Source organism: Asticcacaulis solisilvae (genome assembly GCF_017875235.1).
Taxonomy (GTDB): domain Bacteria; phylum Pseudomonadota; class Alphaproteobacteria; order Caulobacterales; family Caulobacteraceae; genus Asticcacaulis; species Asticcacaulis solisilvae_A.
This window is the reverse complement of the sequence record NZ_JAGGMI010000004.1, coordinates 221674-240144: the sequence shown is the minus strand read 5'-3', so window position 1 is coordinate 240144 and position 18471 is coordinate 221674. Positions and strand designations below refer to the sequence as shown.

Sequence of the window (18471 nt, the reverse complement as noted above, 5' to 3'; positions counted from 1 at the left end):
GCGTAGCTATAGTACGTGATTGATTGTCCGCGCATCGCTCCATGGCCGGGGCGAAGGCGGGCGTTCGGTGAGGGGGCTGCTTGTTTTGCTTCGTCACTGCCCGAGATTCCGGTTGATTGACGCAGCCGGGATGCCTGAATTACAAGCCCTGGCTTTGTAATTTGTTCTTCCCAACACACTTTCATCCCCTTGCCGCAAGGTAAGGGGATTTCTTTTTGCGCTGCATAAAACGTCTATGAATACGTATGCAATAATCCGTCGTTGCTTTGATTTGACCATGAAGGTGTTAGGATAGGGCGATAAGAACCAAATCCAGGATGCGCATGACCCTGAATGACCTGCCAAAGGTGGCGGTGCACGATGCTATGGACGTCGCGACGTTCCATCACGGGGTCATGGCCGCTGAACAGCCATTGATCATCAAGGGACTGATCGATCATTGGCCGGCCCTGGCTGCCGGGCGGCACTCCGCGCAAAGCCTGATGACCTATCTCAAAGCCATGGATCGCGGGGCGCCCGCGCCGGTCATGGAGGCGCCGTTTTCCACCGACGGGCACTACACTTACGCGCCGGGCCTGACCGAGTTCACCTTCTCCAAACGCCAGGGCGGTATCAGCGAAACGCTCGACCGGATCGCAGCTGTCATGGGTCAAAAGGAGGCGCCATTCATCGCCATCCAGATGCTGCGGCTCGACACGCATATGCCGGATTTTGTGCGCAGCAATTCCGCGCCGCTTCTGTCGCCGGAGGTGCCGCCGCGCCTGTGGATCGGCGGACCGCTCAAGACCCAGACGCACAATGACCGTGACCATAATCTTGCCTGCGTCATCGCAGGTCGCCGGCGCTTTGTGCTGTTTCCGCCCGAACAGGTCAGCAACCTCTATGTCGGGCCGCTGGATGCGCCGCCGCCCTTGTCGCTGGTCGATCCAGAAGCACCGGATTTCGAACGCTTTCCAAAATTCCGTGAAGCATTGGATGCTGCATGGGTGGCGTGGCTGGAGCCCGGTGATTGCCTCTTCATGCCGAAATACTGGTGGCACCACGTTACCTCGCTCGACCCGTTCAATGCCATGGTCAACTATTGGTGGGGTGATACGGCGGTGGGCCTTGAGCGCACAAGCGACGCCTTCCTGACGGCGATTCTGGCCTTCAAGGAACTGCCGCCGGGGCAGCGCCGCTACTGGCGGGCCATGTTCGATGCGCATGTTTTTGGCGATGGTGCCGCCGACCATATTCCGCCCGCTCGGCGCGGCGTGCTGGGGCCGCTGCCGCAGGCTGTGCGGGCGCGCCTCAAGCAGGAACTGAAGATGGCTTACCTGAAGGGCGGATGATGCAGTTCGCCTTGCATCCCGACATCCGGTTTCAGCTGCGCCATATCGGTGCGGAGCAGCAGCCGCTTATGGTGGTCGACAATGTGCTGGCCGAGCCGCAAGCCTTGATCAAGGCCGCCTGCGCGGCGGAATTTTATGTTCCCGAGCACACGCGCTATCCGGGGCTGAACGCACGCCTGCCGGATGACTACTATCGCCTGATCATCACGGCGTTGCGTGGCCCCCTTCAGGCGGCGTTTGGCCTGCCGTCTTCGGTGTATCTCAACTATTTCGGCTATTTTGGGCTGGTGACGGTTCCCCCTGAGGACGCCCAGCCGATTCAGAATATCCCGCATCACGACGGCCCTGATCCGCAGCAACTGGCCATGGTGCACTATTTAAGCCACGAAGCCTTCGGCGGTACCGGCTTCTTTCGCCACAAAGCGACGGGCTTTCAGACAATCGGTCCCGCCCGTCGCGACCTCTATGCCGAAACGGCAAGTGCCGAACTTGAAGCGGGCAAAGGCATGGCGAACTACGAACGGATCGCCGAAGTCGCGCCCGTCTTCAACCGCCTGATCGTCTATCGCGGCCACGTGCTGCATTGTGCGCTGCCGTGCGACGCCCCTCTAAGCCGTGACCCGGCCCGGGGCCGCCTGACCGCCAATGGCTTTGTCAGGCCGCGCCTATAGACCTGTCATGGCTTGCGCAGGCCTGACCAAACGCGCGCGTAATATCGTTGTTATCTGCATTAATTCCATAGAATCAATTCTTGATCTCCTTGCGTGTACTTATGTACGCAATGTGATCACATTAATTTTTCGTAATAAGATTGATTCTGGCTCGACAACAGTTTCAGACGAAATAACTTCTTTCTCTTTGAGCGTTCTTTCGACGACTCTGAGTGGAGTAAGAAACTGATGGTGCAAGTGGTGAGGGCCAGGACACAGTGGCGGCATCTGCCGGCCGTTTGCAGCAGCCTCCTGATACTGGCGATGGCCGCCGGTGCGCAGGCGCAAACCTACACGCCTCCGGCCACGCCCCTGGCGATTGACGCCGTCGCCAAATATGAGCAGCTGACGAGCGTATCGATTTCACCGGACGGCAAGCACATCGCCGGCCTGATTTCGGTCGAGGGCGAAAAGTGGCCGGTCATCTCGATCTGGGATGCCACCAACCTCAGCGCACGGCCCGTGTGGATTCCGTCGAAGACCAATCGCATCACGGGTGTCGGCTTTTTCAGCTCCGACAAGATCATCTTCCAGATGGAACAGCCGATCACGGGTGCGGACAGCAAGCCGACCTTCACGCGCAAGATCTATTACTCGGACCTCGAGGGCCGCAAGATCGAAGAGCCATTCCGCATTACCGGAACGATGAACAAGGATGTCCGCGACTCGTTCGAGCGCGGATCGTCGGTCAGCATCTTCAACGACGATCTTTACGACAGCACCAAGAAGCTGATGGTGACGGTCGATCCGGTGTCCTTCGTCCAGAAGATCTTCGAACTGGACCTCGCGACCGGCAAGACGCGTACCGTGGCGCTAGGCAGCGACGAGTTCGAATACCTGGCGGAAGGCGTCGACCTGGCCACCGGCGAACCGATGATCAAGGCCAAGGTCGATACGGTGAACAACGACTTCTGGTATATGGTCTATATCAAGGACGCCGCCGGACAATGGGTCTATCACGAGCCGCTGAGCTATATGCTCAAGGCGCGTAAGACCTTGAATATCCTGGGCTATGATGCCGATCCATCCAGATTGATCGTCTCGTCCAACGTCAATTCGGATAAGGCGGCGGTCTACAGCTACGATATCGCCGGCAAGACATTCTCCAGCGAGCCTTTGTTCGCCAACGACAAGTACGACGTCACCGGCGTCGTCTATCGTTACGACCGGCCGGCGAAGAAGACGATCATCGGCGGTGTGGAGCTGGGTGGTCCGGCGCTGACGACCATCTATACCGACGAAAAATGGTCGGCGATTCAAAAGTCGGTCAAGGCCGCCTTCCCCGGCAAGCAAGTCAATATCTCGGTCAACGGCGACACCTATGATGTCGCCGTGGTGACGGTCGAGGCGCCCGACGCGCCGCCGCAATATTATCTCTTCAAGGACGGCAAGCTGCAGAGCCTGGGCGCCGAGCGGCCGTGGATCGATCCCAAGACCCTAGGCAAGCCCGAGTTCGTGACCTTCGCGGCGCGCGACGGCTTGGAAATTCCCGCCTTCATCACCTATCCACCGGGCTGGACCAAGGAGCAGGGGCCGGTTCCCCTGATCGTCCTGCCGCACGGTGGTCCGTGGGCGCGCGACTATGCGACGTGGGATGGTTCGGGTTGGCCGCAGTTTTTCGCCACGCGCGGCATCGCCGTCATCCAGCCGCAGTATCGCGGCTCGGAAGGCTGGGGTTCCAAGCTGTGGCTGGCTGGTGACAAGGAGTGGGGCCAGAAGATGTCGGACGACAATGACGACGCGGCCGCCTATATGGTGTCGCGCGGCGTCGCCGATCCGAAGCGTCTGGCGATCATGGGCTATTCCTACGGCGGCTTCGCGGCCATTGCGGCGTCGGTCCGGCCGAACAGTCCGTACAAGTGCGCGATCGCCGGGGCCGGTGTCTCGAGCCTGCAGCGAATCGGCAACCTGTGGGGCGACAGCCACCTCCAGCGCGACATCCAGGGCGTGACCGTGGCCGGCATGGACCCGATCAGGAACGTTGACAAGGCGAACATCCCGATCATGCTCTATCACGGCGATCACGACCGTCAGGCCGACACAGAGCATTCGCGCATGTTCTTCAATGCCATGAAGGCCGCCGGCAAGGACGTCGAGTACCACGAAATCAAGGGCATGTGGCACACCTTGCCGTGGCGTACCGAGTGGCATACGGAAACGCTGGGACTGATGGAGAATTATCTCAAGAGCCCGAAATGCGGACTTATCAAGTAAGTTCGCGATAAATATTCAAGGGGGGATGCCAAGCATAAAATACCCTGCGTGCAAATTTTGCGCGCAGGGTTGTTGTGCATGGTGGATGTGACAGCTGTGAATTGCGGCAAAATCGTCACACAATCAACGATATTATTTTAATAATGAAATAAAGGGTTCCGGTCTCAACTGTGACGATTTAGTGTCTTTATCTGGTAATTTTTGAGACACCCGGAGTACATCATGTCCAAACCGACAGGACTTTCACGCCAATGGCTTCTGGCCGGCACCATTCTGACTTCGCTCGTGGGCTTCGCGCCCGCCATGGCCCAGGACGCACCGGCGGCGGACGCAGCGCCTGAAAGCTGCGCGGCCGGGGAAGAACTCAAGGTCGATCCGGCAACGGGCGCCAGAACCTGCGAGCCCGAGGCCCAGGACTCGGGCGAATTCGTCATCACCGGTTCGCGCATCAAGGGCAAGGAATACACCTCCGCCGCGCCCGTGACCGTCATCACCGCCGAGCGCTCGAGCGCCGCGGGCCTGGTCAGCGCCACCGAAATCCTGCAGAACTCGTCGGTCGCCAACGGCTCGGGCCAGGTCAACTCGACCTTCACCGGCTACGTCATGGACGGCGGCGGCGGCATCAACTCGATCTCGCTGCGCGGCCTTGGCGCCCAGCGTTCGCTGGTCCTGCTCAATGGCCGCCGCATGCCGCCGGCCGGCGTCTCCGGCACGGTCGGCGCCGTCGACCTGAACACGATCCCGGACTCGGCGGTCAACCGCTATGAAATCCTGAAGGACGGCGCCTCGTCGATCTACGGTTCCGACGCCGTCGCCGGCGTCGTCAACGTCATCACGCGCAAGAATTTCGAAGGCCTGGAAGTCGACGCCACGACCCGCATCTCGCAGCATGGCGGCGGCGACACCTACAACCTGGCGGCCATCTGGGGCAAGTCGTTTGACAAGGGCCACCTGATGATCTCGGCCAGCGCGTACGAGATGGAGGCGCTGACACAAGGCCAGCGCGAGAATTTCGACTGCCCGCAGGACTATATCTATAACGAGGACGGCACCCGCGCCGACATCGTGACGACCCGTCCCGGTGAAAGCGGCTACAAGTGCTGGGGCAACCTGGTCGGCGGCGTGGCCGTTAACAATGCCTTCTTCCGCGAAATCCGCCCGGGCGCGACCACGTCCATCGGCGGCGTGCCCGTCAGCGGCTGGTACGGTCCCGTCCAGTTCGCCGAACGCGAAATGGATCCGGACTCCGACGATGACGTCACCATCATCTCGCCGGTCAAGCGCTTTACCTTGTTCGCGCAAGGCGAATATCGTCCGGACTGGGCGAATGGCGCGGAACTCTACTCCGAACTGCTGATCAACCGTCGTGAGTCGGAACAGCGCGGCGTGCGCTATATCTTCCCGTACTATGGCCCGAACTCGCCGAACAACCCGTTCGGCACCGGCACGCAGTACGACCAGAACAACGGCGCCGCCGGTGGCGCCTACGTCTATCCGTACTTCCTGACGCCTTCGAACGAGTCGCAGGAGATCAACGTCTATCGCGGCGTCATCGGCGCCAAGGGCGACTGGAAGAACTGGTCGTGGGACGCCTACCTGTCGCACTCGCTCAGCGATGGCAAGTATCTCAACGACGTGGTGCCTCAGGACCGTCTGTTCGCCGGTATCGGCTTTGATGAAAACCAGTTCGTCCACGTTCCGGTCTGTCAGGGCGTTCCGGCGGGCTGCGTGCCGCTCAACCTGTTCACCCAGGACGCCCTGTTCAACGGCAAGCTGACGGACGCCGAACGGAATTACTTCTTCGTCCAGGAAGAGGGCAAGACGACCTACACCCAGACGATTGCCGAAGCGACCATCACGGGTGACCTGTGGCAACTGCCGGCTGGCCCGCTGGGCGCCGCCTTCGGTGTCAGCTACCGCCGCGACGAGATCAAGGACACGCCGGGCGAATTCTCGCGCACCAGCAACTCCTGGGGGTCTTCGAGCGCGGGTATCACCGAAGGTTCGGACAGCGTCGCCGAAGCCTTCTTCGAACTGGAAGCGCCGATCCTTGCCGGCCAGCCCTTCTTCGAAGACCTGAAGATCAACCTGTCGGGCCGTTTCTCGAACTATGACAGCGTCGGCAGCGCCACGACCTATAAGGTCGGCTTCAACTGGGCGCTGAACAACACCCTGCGCCTGCGCGGTACGCATGGCACGTCGTTCCGCGCCCCGGCGCTCTACGAAATGTACCTCAACGAGCAGACCGGCTTCTACAGCCAGCGCGCCGTCGATCCGTGCATCAACTGGGGCGGCACGAGCGAAAGCGGGCAACCGAACAAGAGCCAGACGGTGCGCGACAACTGCGCCGCCGAAGGTATTCCGGATGACTATGACGGCGTCGGCACCGGCCAGGGTGCATCCGCCCAGATCTTCTATTCGGGCAGCAGGGACCTGAACCCGGAAGAGTCGCAGGCCTCGACCCTCGGCTTCATCCTGACGCCGCCGAACACGGGCTTCAAGATCGCCGTCGACTGGTTCCGCATCAATGTCGAAAACCAGATCCTGAGCACGGGTCCGGGCGTCGTCGGCGCCTGCTACGGCCAGGAAACCTATCCGAACAACGGTTTCTGCGGTCTGTTCGAACGTGATGAGCACTTCAACATCACGCTCATCGATGCCAGCTATCGCAACATCCCGAGCGAGCTGACCAGCGGTTTCGACATCACGGCCTCCTATACCCGTGAGTTCAACCTCGGCACCCTGACCCTGGACCTGCAGTCGACCTACACCAAGGAGTCCAAGACCCAGCTGTTCCCCGGCGACACGGTCATCGACTACAACGGCACGATCGCCGATCCCAAGTGGGTCAGCAACCTGCAGACCCAGTTCAAGCACAAGGACTGGCTGTTCTCCTATACCCTCAACTATGTCGGCAAGTCGTCGAACATGGGCTACCGCGAAGAAGATGGCGTTGTGACGACCAGCTACGCGGCCGACGCGATCAACATCAACTCGACGGACGCCTGGGTTACCCACGACCTGACCGTCAAGTACAACGCCAAGGACTGGGCGATCACCGTCGGTGTCGTCAACCTGACCGACGAAGAACCGCCGATCCTCAGCTATGGCGACAACACCGGCTCGCCGGCGCGTCTGGGCAACTATGCCTTCTCGAGCCAGTACCAGTCGGGCTACCTGGGCCGCCAGGCTTACTTCCGCATTTCGAAGAGCTTCTAAAAGGCTCTATTCTGTATTGCGCTGGAGCGGCGGTCCTTCGGGCCGCCGTTTTTGCGTCTTGGGCCAGTACCATTTTTGGTACATGCCCGCGCGGATCGCGCGCGATTCCGCAACGGCGTCCAGTTGCCGATATCGAGCGCCATGTGCGCGAGCTAGAGCATGATGCGTTTAGGTCAAACCGCCATCATGCTCTAGGTTTTTGTTTTGTCGCGATATTTAGGCAAAAACCGCTACACACTTTTTGGCATATCGCTCTATCGCATCTCGAACGTCTCGACGACGATGATGACCGCCACGGTCAACCAGGCGACGACGCTCTACTCAGTCATGTTTGGCCTGAAGTACAGCTTCTGGCCGAATTGAAAAGTAAAGAAAAGGCGCCCGTCACAGGCGCCTTTTTTGCGTTTATTCAGTCGGCGTGTCGTCGGGATCGGGTTTGGAGCGGGTCACGTCCGCGATGGCGCTGACCAGGGACTGAAGGTCCGCGCACTCTTCCGTGCCTTCATTACCGCTGACCAGCATGGCGACGGGGCCCGCCTGGCGCACCCTTTCACGCAGCCGTTCGAACATGTGCTCCGCGACCTCCCTTTCCCCGTTTTCAAACAATTCCAGCGCCTTGGCGATCGAGTCCCGGGCGTCGGCCTCAAGTGCCGCGAGAGGGTTTTCATCGGCTGCGTCCGGGGCGGACGTTTCGGAGGGCGCGGGCTGCGAACGGTCGATCATTCGGTTAGGCATGGTCTCAGGTACTCTGGATGTTTTGCCGCGATATTGGCACTATGTAATCAACTGCCGGCGCAGGGCTTCGACGACGGCCTGGGTGCGGTTATTGGCGCCAAGTTTGCGCGTGGCGGACTTCAGGTAGGTGTTGACGGTCTCGACCGAATAGTCTTCCACCCGGCCGATCTCCTCGCTGGTCAATCCGCCGGCGGCGCGTTCGAGACAGCGCAGTTCCCCGCGCGTCAGCCGCAGGGCGGTATTCAGAGCGTCAAGGGCGGGGGCTGAGACTTCAGCGTGGAGCGACAGGGCGAAATGCTTGAGCAGGGCGCAGTGGTCCTCGGACAGGGGCGCGTCGCTGATGACCGCGACGGATCCCAAAACCTTGCCCGAATGCGCGACAAGGATGATGGTGCGTTCCACGATGTCGTGCCGCCGCAGCAGGTCGAGCACGGCCCGACCGTTGCGCCGTGCCGTCGCGGTGGCAAAAGCTTCGCTGTCACGGCTGACCGGGCGGCCCTGGCGCAGCATCGCGAACAGGGGATCGATATCGCCAAGCCGGCCGGCGTAATATTCCGCGACATAGTCCGGCGGAAAGTCGCTCAGCAAATGGGTGCCGGTGCCGGGACCGTGGTCCTGGACATCGATGCCGGAAATCAGGATATTGCGGAACGGAACGACGCGCTTGATCGCTTCGATGAGCGTAAAACCATCGTGCGCCGGCGTAAGCCGAATGGCGTCGAGCGCTTCGCGCGTCCGCTCGGCGGGCTGGCCGGCATTGATTCTGGTGAAACTTCCCATGTATACCACTCCCAGAATTGGGACTACAGTTGTCCTTGGCGGTTAATATGAGGTTACAGTGACGGGGCCGGACTCAACAATATGTCAGGAGTCGATTGGTTACGTTTGAATAGTGTTGATATGTTTTACGCAAGCGTTTGCATTAACGACCTTTTCATCGCTGGCCCGCAAAATTGCGGCATAGCCGGAAGCGCCCATGGAAAAGACAGCCCTCATCCTGGAAGACAGTACGACCCAGGCCCTGATCATCTCCCGGATGATCGAGGCGCATGGCTGGACGACGCAACATTTCTCAGAAGTGCGCGAAGCCTCCGAAGCCCTGACGCAGATGCAGGTCCACGCGCTTTTTCTCGACGTTTTTGTCAACCAGCACAACACCTTGCTGCACATCGACCGTTTCCGCAAGCTGGCGCCCAACGCGCCTATGGTCCTCATGACGGCGGGCAGCCGCCACGAAGCCATCGATGATACGCTGCGCAATGCCCGCAAGACGGGTGCGGAACACGTGCTGCGCAAACCCTTCACCGATGCCTTGCTGGCCAACGTCCTTGCTTCCCTGTCGCAGGATGCCGAAGCGGGCAGCGTGCGTAAACATGTCCTGGTCATCGACGACAGCCGAACGGTCCGTCTGATCGCCGCGAAGGCGCTGGAGAGCGGCGGTTACCGCGTGTCGCAGGCGGGATCGATGGAGGAGGCCTTTGCCGACGTTGATATCGCTCACGTCGACCTGGTCCTGTGCGACGTCTTCATGCCAGGCATGGGCGGACTGAAGGGCATGCGGATGATCAAGTCGACCTGGCCCCGCGTCAGCCTGATTTCGATGTCGGGCGGCCTTGAGGACAAGGTCACGGACCAGGACGCGCTCAATGCCACGCGCAAGTTCGGAGTCGATGCCCAGATCAAGAAGCCTTTCGAGGCGCAGGATCTTCTCGATGTCGCGGAACTGGTGCTGGGGAACGCGGCCTGAGCATGATGCGTCTAAGCCGAATCGCCATCACGCTCTAGGTTTTTGTTGTGTCGCGATATTCAGCCAAAAACCGCTACACACTTTTTGGTATATCGCTCTAACCGAACACCGTGCTGAGGCCAAGGATTTCCGGCTCGGCGGCGGTGATGCGATAGACCGGGATGTCCTTCACGTAGCTGGAGACGCGACCCTTGTCGTAGAAGCGGCGGGCGAAGACGTCATGGTCGAACAGATTGTCCAGCAGGGCAAGGTAGCTGCCCGCTAGATAGACGCCGCCGCGCGCCCCCATGGTCAAGGCAAAGTCCGACGCCACGCTGGCATAGAGTTCGGTCTGGATGCGGATCGCTTCCAGCGCGCGGGCGTCATTGCTGTAGGCCAGCGCCAGAATTTCCTCGGGCAGCGGCGTATTGGCCTCGTCGCCGGCCATGAGGCACAGGCAGTCCCACAGCTCGACCAGGCCCGCCGACGACACGCCGCGTTCGCATGACACGTGGTCGTACTTCTTCATCAGCAGTTTGAGTATCTCGATTTCCTGTTCGGTGCGCGGGGCGAAGTCCGAATGGCCGCCTTCGCAGTGGGTCACGCTCCAGCCACCCCGTCCGTCCGGCGACAGATAGGCTCCGCCAAGGCCGCCCGTCGGCCCGACGACGGCGATGACGTGTTCGGGATGCTGGTCTTTCCCGCAGACCTTGACGCGCTCGTGGTCTTCCAGCACCGGCACCGCCAGCGCCTTTGCGACAAAGTCGTTGCATACACTCAGTCGCTGGACGCCGAGCAGGTCGGCGATCTGGCGGCGGTGCAGGGAAAAGCCGTAGTGGACGAGGTCGAGCTTGCCATCGACTTCCCAGCCTGAAGTGGAGAAGGCGGCGCCGGAAATCTGGGGGTCTCCGTTGTCGGCCAGGAAGCCGGAGACCGCGTCCTCGAAGTCCTCGGCGCTGGCGCAGGCATAGATGCCGGTGGCCGTCGGACGCTGGCCGGCATCGGCCACAGCCAGTTTCAGGTAAGAGCCGTTGCTCAGGTCGCCGAGCAGCACCTTGGTCGTCATGCCAGTCCTCGTCATAGATAACAGATTTTAGTATTGCGGGATTGGGTTAAGAGGGCGTTTCATTGCCGAACCCACTTTGAGTTTACGTCCAGATTGTAATGTCACCTATCAAATTAATGATCACTCAACTATAAGCCGTCATGCTCGCGCTGTGGAGTGTGCAGCAATGTCTGTTGAATTGCCCGGCGACACCGCACTTGCGGGGGTTACGGCGGATCAGAACGGGCGGCTTTTTCTGACCTTGTTGAGGGATGATGCCGCCGATATCATTGAGAGACTGCGGGAAACCCATGCGGACGCAATGGGACGAGCTTATCTGTTGCGTCTCGACCTGTTCGCCGAACGCTTGGGCAGCAAGTGGGACAGCAAGCGCGACCTTATCTTCGATCATCTCAAGGCGGCTTTCGAGCGCAAATTTCCGGAGCCGGACTGGTGCATCCGCATCAATGACGAGTCCTTTCTGGTGGTCATCCTGACGCTGGGCGAGCACAAGGGAGCGTTGAGCGCGGCGGAGCTGTGGTACACGGCCGGCCAGTTTTTCATCGGCGATGTCTCCAAGATGCGTCCGGCCTTGTTCGAGGCCATTGCCGACGATGTCGACCGGATGCGCCTGATTCCCATCGACCTGACCAAGTATTTCGATCGCACCGAAGCCCGCCCGTTTCGCGACGCCGGCCGTCCCCTGCCGTCCGCGCCCGAAGACACCGCGTCGCGCGGTACCGCGGCCGTTGGCATGGGTGCGGCGATAAGGCGGCCGGGCGGGGCAGGGGGAACGCTGATGACGGTGGCGGGACGCAGCCTGCGCGTCGCCAGTTCCGCCGAGCCGGTCTTCGAGATGAAGAAGCTGACCATGATCGGTCACCGGCTGGAACCGGTGGTGACCGATGCCATCGGAAATGTGTTGCTCGATCCCCGCGCCATCGCCGCGCTCGACTGGGGGGACCGCGAACAGGTCGATATCGCCAGCATCGAACAGGGCCTGAAGGTGCTGCAGATGCGATCGCCCGAGCAGCGTAAGATCATCATGATCGTGCCGGCCGCCTTTTCGACCTTTTCGAGCGCGCGGGCGCGCGGGCGCATCACCTCGGCCGTGTCCTCCGCCGCGCAGGAGATGGGTCTGAAAGTGCTGTATGAGGTTCGCCAGCTCAACGGGGTGCCGCCGGGCCGTGTCCTGGAAATCACCGGCATGCTGAAACCCTTCTGCATGACCGTCGTCGGCCACGCCGGGGCCGACACCAAGGCCATCGCCGCGCTGAAAGGCTGCGGTCTGGCCGGCGCCGCCGTTGACTATGACGGCCAAAGGCGCGACGACAGCGCGCTGGAAATCTATCTGTCGCACATCAGCAATGCGGCGAAATCCGCGACCGGCGCCTGCATGATCCATGGCTTCGATACGCTGCGGCAGATGGCGACGGCGCGGCTGGCCGGCGTGACCCACGCCAGCGTCAAGTCCTCCGGGCTGGTCACCGCGCGCAAGTAACAGGCGCTTCATCGCCGAAAAAGCGCGCCAACATCGTCAAATCATCGCCGAAACCTGACGGAAACGGGCGCGCCGCCGCAGCCGTCATACTGCATCTCCTTGTGAACACTCGCATGGAGATAGCCGATGTTCCGTACCCTGTCGTTTGCCCTGCTTGTTACCGCCAGCCCATTGGCGCTTATGTCGTCGCCGGCGCTTGCCCAGGAAGAGACCATTACACGCCAGGCGGCCGACGCCTTCGGCGAGCAGATGGGAGTCGACCGCGTCGGCCTCTACAACGAGGCGCAGGTGCGCGGCTTCGACCTGCAGCAAAGCGCGGCCTACCGCATCGATGACCATTACTTCGTTCGCGCCACCGGATTGTCGGAATCGATCATGGGCGGCCTAAGCGTCAAGGTCGGGGCATCGGCCGCCGGCTTGTCCCTGCCATCGCCGTCGGGTGTGGTGGTCTACCGCCTGCGCGAGCCGGGGACTACGAACGGGATCAAGGTCAATGCCGGCTTCCGCGATTTCGCGACCGTGCACACCGAGGCCGAAACGACCCTGGTCAGCGGCGACGGCAGGCTGGCCGTGGTCGCCACGGTGATCGCCGAACCGTTCAACAACTCCTCCAGCGGCCAGTCAGGCGCGGTCTATGATGCCGGTGCCGTCATCGCCTGGCGGCCGGACAGCCGCTCGCAGGTCCGGCTCTTCGGGGCGTATCAAAAGCGCGACTTCGATGGCTACTATATCGTCATCCCGTCGGGTGACCGGGAACCGCCGCCCCTGCCGCGCACGACGACCTTCGCGCCGGACTGGTCGCGGGCGGCCTATCGCGACACAAATGCCGGCGTGCTCTACGACGGGGACTTCGGCGACTGGCGCGTCGGCGCCTCGCTGACCTATTCCGCGTTCGGCGGTGAGCGGACCGATGTCGCCGTGCTGCTGACCGACGGCGACGGCAATGCGATGCGCACGACCTATTACTGCCCGCCGCAGGAGTCTCACGCCACCGCCGCCGAGGTCAAGCTGACGCGGCGTATCGTCACCGGCGCGTTTCGGCACGATGTCGGTATAGCCCTGCGGGCACGGTCCTCCGGCACGGACCTGGCGCAGCCGGTCGGTATCGATGGCGGGTCATTCAATATCCGCGAGCGGCCGGCGGATGGTCCCGCGCCGGTCCTGCCGGACACGGTGCCCACGGGCCACGATTCCGTCGAACAGACCATGCTGAGCCTGACCTATAACCTGGCCTGGGCCGACAGGCTCGATCTTCGCCTGGGCGCGCACCAGTCGCGCTACGACAAGACGACGCGGCAGCCGGGGACTGTCCTGGCGCAGCAAAGGTCGCAGGACAATTGGCTCTACAACGCCTCGGCCGTGGTTCGGGCGAGTCAGCGCCTGCGCCTCTTCGCCAGCTATGTCACGGGCCTGGAGGAAAGCGGCGTGGCTCCGGCCTCGGCGGTCAATCGCGGCGAGGTCCTGCCGCCCGTCGAGTCGAAGCAATGGGAGGCCGGGGCCTCCTACGATCTTCGCCCCGGCCTGACCCTGATCGCCGCCTGGTTCGACATCACCAAGCCGGTCGCGGGCCTGAGGAGCGACGGCCGCTACGACCTGGTGGGCGATGTCCGCCATTCCGGTTACGAAGTGTCGTTGTCGGGTCAGGTGACGCCAGCCACCAATGTCGTCCTGGGCGCCGTGCTGCTGAGGCCGCGCCTGTCCGGCCAACCGGTCGCCAGCGGCCAGTCGCTGGATATCCCGCCGGGCGTGTCCTACACCAACACCACGGTCAATGTGGAGCACCAGTTCAACAATGGCTGGAGCGTCGACGGCCAGCTTTTGTTCGAAGGACGGCGGCGGATGACGCCCGTCAGCCGCACCGAAGTGCCGGGCGTGACCTTCCTGACGCTTGGGGCGCGCTACGATTTCCGGATCGCGGATCGCCCGGTCACAGGCCGCTTCCAGGTCGTCAATGCGCTTGACCAGAAGGGCTATTACGCCACGCCCTCGTCAGCGCTGGTGCCCATCTGGTCGAGGACGTGGCGGCTGGCGTTCAACACGGCGTTTTAGGCGGGTAGTCTATTGGCGCCGCAAGGTCATCAGGGCGATGTTCGCCTCGTTGCCCGAGCGGTCGATCATGACGATGCTGCCGGTGCGTCCGTCCATGTCGATTTCGGCGGGCGCGGTCTTTCCGGCGGGCAGGCGCGCGATCTCGCGCGCGCTGCCGTCCCAGTTGACACGCATGACACGGTCTCCGGATATCTGGACGACGCCGTCGCTGGTCACCGCATAGGCGCCCGGCGGGCGAAGAATGGCGGTTTTGACGGCCGTAACCGCACCGCCCGCCACGTCGAGCCGGTAGAGATAAGGATCGCCACGTTTAAGGCCGATCGTCTGGTTCTGGCCGGTCGCGAGGCTCTCCCACTGGTCGCCCAAGTGCGCATGATGTCGCGCCGGTCCGTTGGCGGACACCTCCATCACCCGCCAGCCGGTCGCTGAACGACCGAGGTAGATCAGGCGGTTCGTGCCGGTCAGGTAGGCGGGCTCCGCCTTGTCGCCGTCGTCGCGGGTCAGTTGCACCGGGGGGCGGCCGTCGGTGGCGATCGAAAAGATCTGCGGCGTGCGGTCGACGATGGCGATGAAGCTGATCGCGTCGCCCGAAGCCGCCCAGTTGGGACCGTGCAGATAGCTGGCGCCGAGATGGGTCAGCTGGCGCGTGCGGCCGTTTTCGAGCAGCCACAGTTCGACGCCGCCCGACTGGTTGGACACGAAGGCGACCTGGCCTTGCGGGCCGACCGCTGGCGTCCAGCTGTCGGCGGTCATCGAGGTCGTGGGCATTTCGCCGCCAAGCCAGGTCAGGTCGCTGCGCGGATGATAGATTTCCACGGCCAGCCGGTCGATGCCCGCGCTGCCGATCTTGGTGATGGCCGCGGTCCCAAGGCTGACGCGTCGGGGTTGTCCGCCGCTGGCCGGGAGGGACCACAGGCCCCAGTCTCCGCCGCGGTTCGAGGTGAAGAAGATGTCGCGGCCATCGGACGACCAGGCGACGCCGTGCGCCTTCCAGCCGTCATTCGTCAGGGCACGGACATTGTCCAGACGACCCGGGGCAGGTCCGCCCTGGGCGCGCAACTCGCCGACCATCAGGTCATCGACGCCCCACGAGACGGTGCGGCGGAACAGGACGCGCTTGCCATCGGGCGATACGATCGGGTCCATGTCGCCGTGCGAGCTTGGCGGTGGCGTCGTCAGGGCCGTCTTCTGGCGCGTATCGAGATTGAACTGGTACACCAGCCGCTGGTCGGCATTGGGGGCGGCGTCCGAATAGATGAGGGTCGAACGGCCGGCCCATGACACCCGCCCGACGCGCCCTGAATTGCAGGCCGTTACCAGGGTCTCGGTCATGGTGATCAGGTCCAGCGTGACGATGTCACAGCGCGCGTCGTCCAGTCTGATGAAGGCCAGCGCCTCTCCGTCGTCACGCCATGCCGGCCACCATTCGTTCGCCGGAGACTGCGTCACGGCGCGCAGACCCGAGCCGTCGACGGACTTAATATAGATGTCCCATGAGCCGTCGCGGCTCGTCTTGGCATAGGCCAGCCTGCGGCCGTCCGGCGCCATGGCGGGGAAGCTTTCCACGCCGGGTTCAGAGGTCAGCGGACGGACCTCTTCGCCCTGCCAGTTCGAGGGACGGACCGACAGATAGACGGCGCCGGCGACGGCCAGGACCAGCGCGGCGGCGGCCGCGGCGATCAGAAGGATGCGTTTGCCCGCGGACCTGCCACCGGGAGGGGGCGCGTCCGCCGGAACGCCCTGCGCGGCGGATGCCGGCGTCATGGCCGGGGGCTCGGCGGCGGGTTCCGCCGGCGCCTTCAGGCAATAGCCGACGCGCGGAATGGTATCGATGACGATATCCGGATCGGCGCCAAGCGCCCGCCGGATCTGGGCGACGCAGCGATTGAGCGCGCCGTCGGTGACGATCCGCCCGTCCCAGCAGCGGTCAATCAAAAGGTCGCGGCTGACGGTCCGGCCGATATGTTCGTGGAAGACCACCAGCACCTTCATGCAGCGGGGTTCCAGCGCCACGGTGCCGTCGGGACCGGAGACTTCCAGCGTGCTCGGTTTGACCGTCAGCTTCCCCAGCCGCATCACCGGCAGATCGGCGAGGCGAATGCCGCTTTCCAACTGAAGGCGAGTCAGCACGTTCATGGGAACAATCTATGGGATAATCGCCAAGGTGCCAAGCCGCTCAATTTGCAGGTTTCCCGTTACCAAAAAGGGCCCCTTGCCGGTCGGACGGGCAAGGGGCCATAAGTTGAGACAGATCGCAGTTCACTGGAAAGCGTGTGAATTGCGAGAACGGGTGCAAGGGAGACGGTCCACACCCACGACCGATGCGGCGCATCCGGATACGCCACAGGGATTTGATACCGTCAAAGCTGGGCGGGGACGTGTCGCACCACAGGATTTTTTCATGATGGAAACATGATGGCCGTTTTCGCCCTGCCGGTTCAAGGCAAGGAAAAACCCTTTTTCCACAAATCTTTAAGGCGGATAACCGCAGATTTTCCCCGGCTTGGATTAAACAAATTTAATTCGCAATCCTGCCTCCAGAACGGGGTTATCTTGCTTCCATGATATCGCTGCCGATCCGTTCGCCATGGTAAAGGGCAGGTCGGTGACCGACACCGCGACGCTCCATCAGGAACAGGCTTACAGTCCGCGCAGCCGCAATCTGATCTTCGGCCTGGCCTGGACGCTGGGCGCGGGCAAATAACAGTGATTATGGACGCTTGCGCGCGGCCTGGCCGTCGGGCAGGCGGACGCTATAAGGGCTCCACTCACTGCGCGGTGTCGGGTAATCGGTCGAGATATATTGCGCGCCCGATGCCAGGGCCTTTTCAAATCGGCTGAGGTGGTTCGTCCGTGCTTCGGTGGTGGAATCATCGGCGCGGGTGCGCACAATGAAACCCGCCTTGACCGCCGCCCGGATGCGGTCGAACTGTTTGACCGGATCGTTCATGGTGAAATAGGCGGCGTGGGCGGCGTCCTCGCCGACTGAGTTGACGAAGACCGGCAGGCCTTCCAGCGACGCATGGCCGCGCATGTAGATATCGACCTTCTTCGGGTTTTCGTCGAGAGCGAAGAAAACCTTGCCGCGCGCCGCTTCCAGGGACGGCCAGCCGCCCGCCAGCGCGCCTTCGCGTAAGCTCTTGTGCCCGCCGCGCACCTCATCCGGCGCGATCAGCCGGTCGGGGCCGAAGACCGAACGGATTTCGGCGTCGAGCGCGTCGAACGCCTTGGCGTCGTAGTCCAGCGCCTTGACGCCGCCCGGCACATTCGGCCCGCCGTCCTTGGCGTTCATCATGATCAGGATCGGCACGTGGCGCGGATGGGCGTCGGACCAGTTACGGACGATCTCAAGGCAGCGGATCAGGGTCGCGCAGTGGCTGCGGACATCGACATCGGGAATGTGCAGCACCTTGTAGCCCGGCGCATCCATGCCAGTGGCGTTATAGGGCTGGCCGCTCATCTTCGGCAGCACGGGCGCGGCGTAGCGGGCGCCTTCGGGATCATAGAGGACGTCGATCTCAAGCTGGCGCATGCCGAGGTCAAGCTGTTGCGCCAGCGGCAGGTGGCTGTAGTCGAGCGATTTCGCGCTCTCTTCGGACCGCGAACGGATCATGGCCAGTTCCTGCGGCGGGATGGCGACCTTGTAGCTGTTGTGCGTGCCGATCGTCTGGATATCGGTCATTTTCAGTCCGGCTGACGCAGTGGGCTCCAGCGATTGGGCAGCGGCAGGACCGGCCAGGAGCGTGAGGAAAAGCAGACAGGCGCGCTTCATGGGGAGCTTCCGTAAGGTAAGGTGGTGTAGCGCCGATACCACCCCAACATGACAAAATGACATCGATCGACAATCATGTGCCACATAACGCCATGATTCAAAAATCCTTAACACGATTGCAACGCCGGCTTCACAATTGACACCTACCGGCCACCCCGATGCCGCCATC

Annotated in this window: 13 protein-coding genes; 8 read left to right on the top strand and 5 right to left on the bottom strand. The window is 62.3% G+C overall.

All coding sequences use genetic code 11. The features are described 5' to 3' along the window. Nucleotides 1–323 precede the first annotated feature (323 nt). The 5 genes from J2X24_RS09355 (at nt 324) to J2X24_RS09335 (ending at nt 7837) form a co-directional block, all read left to right on the top strand. Entirely contained in the window at nt 324–1331 is a 1008-nt protein-coding gene (locus tag J2X24_RS09355; protein WP_245344582.1) for a cupin-like domain-containing protein, read from the top strand. Beyond that, nucleotides 1328–2002, top strand: coding sequence for a DUF6445 family protein (locus tag J2X24_RS09350; protein WP_209720037.1), 675 nt, complete (start codon nt 1328–1330; stop codon nt 2000–2002). Before J2X24_RS09355 ends, J2X24_RS09350 begins: the two co-directional genes overlap by 4 nt. 228 nt (nt 2003–2230) lie before the next feature. Beyond that, nucleotides 2231–4255, top strand: a complete 2025-nt coding sequence (locus J2X24_RS09345) for a S9 family peptidase (RefSeq protein WP_209720033.1) — start codon at nt 2231–2233, stop codon at nt 4253–4255. A gap of 222 nt (nt 4256–4477) precedes the next feature. Further along, nucleotides 4478–7474, top strand: a complete 2997-nt coding sequence (locus J2X24_RS09340) for a TonB-dependent receptor plug domain-containing protein (protein WP_209720030.1) — start codon at nt 4478–4480, stop codon at nt 7472–7474. Nucleotides 7475–7678: 204 nt separating this feature from the next. Continuing rightward, the gene (locus tag J2X24_RS09335) at nt 7679–7837 is read left to right on the top strand and encodes a hypothetical protein (protein WP_209720027.1); all 159 of its coding nucleotides are present in this window, start codon (nt 7679–7681) and stop codon (nt 7835–7837) included. A 42-nt stretch (nt 7838–7879) separates the two neighbouring features. Here the strand turns inward: J2X24_RS09335 and J2X24_RS09330 are convergent, their stop codons facing one another. Continuing rightward, the gene (locus J2X24_RS09330) at nt 7880–8209 is read right to left on the bottom strand and encodes a hypothetical protein (RefSeq protein WP_209720024.1); all 330 of its coding nucleotides are present in this window, start codon (nt 8207–8209) and stop codon (nt 7880–7882) included. Nucleotides 8210–8248: 39 nt separating this feature from the next. Continuing rightward, on the bottom strand, nt 8249–8989 hold the full coding sequence (locus J2X24_RS09325; RefSeq protein WP_209720022.1) for a helix-turn-helix transcriptional regulator: 741 nt from the start codon (nt 8987–8989) through the stop codon (nt 8249–8251). 196 nt (nt 8990–9185) lie between these two features. Here J2X24_RS09325 and J2X24_RS09320 point away from each other — a divergent pair, with 196 nt between their 5' ends. Beyond that, nucleotides 9186–9956, top strand: coding sequence for a response regulator (locus J2X24_RS09320; RefSeq protein WP_209720019.1), 771 nt, complete (start codon nt 9186–9188; stop codon nt 9954–9956). 97 nt (nt 9957–10053) lie between these two features. Here the strand turns inward: J2X24_RS09320 and J2X24_RS09315 are convergent, their stop codons facing one another. Then, a complete protein-coding gene (locus J2X24_RS09315) occupies nt 10054–11001 on the bottom strand; it encodes a glucokinase (RefSeq protein ID WP_209720016.1) in 948 nt (315 codons plus the stop codon). A 301-nt stretch (nt 11002–11302) separates the two neighbouring features. Between J2X24_RS09315 and J2X24_RS09310 the strand changes: the two genes are divergently transcribed. Next, nucleotides 11303–12481 (top strand): hypothetical protein, encoded by a 1179-nt coding sequence (locus tag J2X24_RS09310; protein ID WP_245344581.1) that lies wholly within the window; start codon nt 11303–11305, stop codon nt 12479–12481. Between the two features lie 126 nt (nt 12482–12607). Further along, nucleotides 12608–14530 (top strand): TonB-dependent receptor domain-containing protein, encoded by a 1923-nt coding sequence (locus tag J2X24_RS09305; RefSeq protein ID WP_209720010.1) that lies wholly within the window; start codon nt 12608–12610, stop codon nt 14528–14530. A 9-nt stretch (nt 14531–14539) separates the two neighbouring features. Here the strand turns inward: J2X24_RS09305 and J2X24_RS09300 are convergent, their stop codons facing one another. Next, nucleotides 14540–16666, bottom strand: coding sequence for a winged helix-turn-helix domain-containing protein (locus J2X24_RS09300; protein WP_209720007.1), 2127 nt, complete (start codon nt 16664–16666; stop codon nt 14540–14542). 574 nt (nt 16667–17240) lie between these two features. Next, nucleotides 17241–18302 (bottom strand): phosphatidylinositol-specific phospholipase C1-like protein, encoded by a 1062-nt coding sequence (locus J2X24_RS09295; RefSeq protein WP_209720004.1) that lies wholly within the window; start codon nt 18300–18302, stop codon nt 17241–17243. Nucleotides 18303–18471 lie beyond the last annotated feature (169 nt).

Bases quoted from the DNA above. Each gene is read 5' to 3' on its own strand.
- J2X24_RS09345 (WP_209720033.1), top strand. From the start codon at position 2,231: ATGGTGCAAGTGGTGAGGGCCAGGACACAGTGGCGGCATCTGCCGGCC.
- J2X24_RS09310 (WP_245344581.1), top strand. From the start codon at position 11,303: ATGGGACGAGCTTATCTGTTGCGTCTCGACCTGTTCGCCGAACGCTTG.
- J2X24_RS09315 (WP_209720016.1), bottom strand. From the start codon at position 11,001: ATGACGACCAAGGTGCTGCTCGGCGACCTGAGCAACGGCTCTTACCTG.
- J2X24_RS09355 (WP_245344582.1), top strand. From the start codon at position 324: ATGACCCTGAATGACCTGCCAAAGGTGGCGGTGCACGATGCTATGGAC.
- J2X24_RS09295 (WP_209720004.1), bottom strand. From the start codon at position 18,302: ATGAAGCGCGCCTGTCTGCTTTTCCTCACGCTCCTGGCCGGTCCTGCC.
- J2X24_RS09340 (WP_209720030.1), top strand. From the start codon at position 4,478: ATGTCCAAACCGACAGGACTTTCACGCCAATGGCTTCTGGCCGGCACC.
- J2X24_RS09305 (WP_209720010.1), top strand. From the start codon at position 12,608: ATGTTCCGTACCCTGTCGTTTGCCCTGCTTGTTACCGCCAGCCCATTG.
- J2X24_RS09325 (WP_209720022.1), bottom strand. From the start codon at position 8,989: ATGGGAAGTTTCACCAGAATCAATGCCGGCCAGCCCGCCGAGCGGACG.
- J2X24_RS09330 (WP_209720024.1), bottom strand. From the start codon at position 8,209: ATGCCTAACCGAATGATCGACCGTTCGCAGCCCGCGCCCTCCGAAACG.
- J2X24_RS09320 (WP_209720019.1), top strand. From the start codon at position 9,186: ATGGAAAAGACAGCCCTCATCCTGGAAGACAGTACGACCCAGGCCCTG.
- J2X24_RS09350 (WP_209720037.1), top strand. From the start codon at position 1,328: ATGATGCAGTTCGCCTTGCATCCCGACATCCGGTTTCAGCTGCGCCAT.
- J2X24_RS09300 (WP_209720007.1), bottom strand. From the start codon at position 16,666: ATGAACGTGCTGACTCGCCTTCAGTTGGAAAGCGGCATTCGCCTCGCC.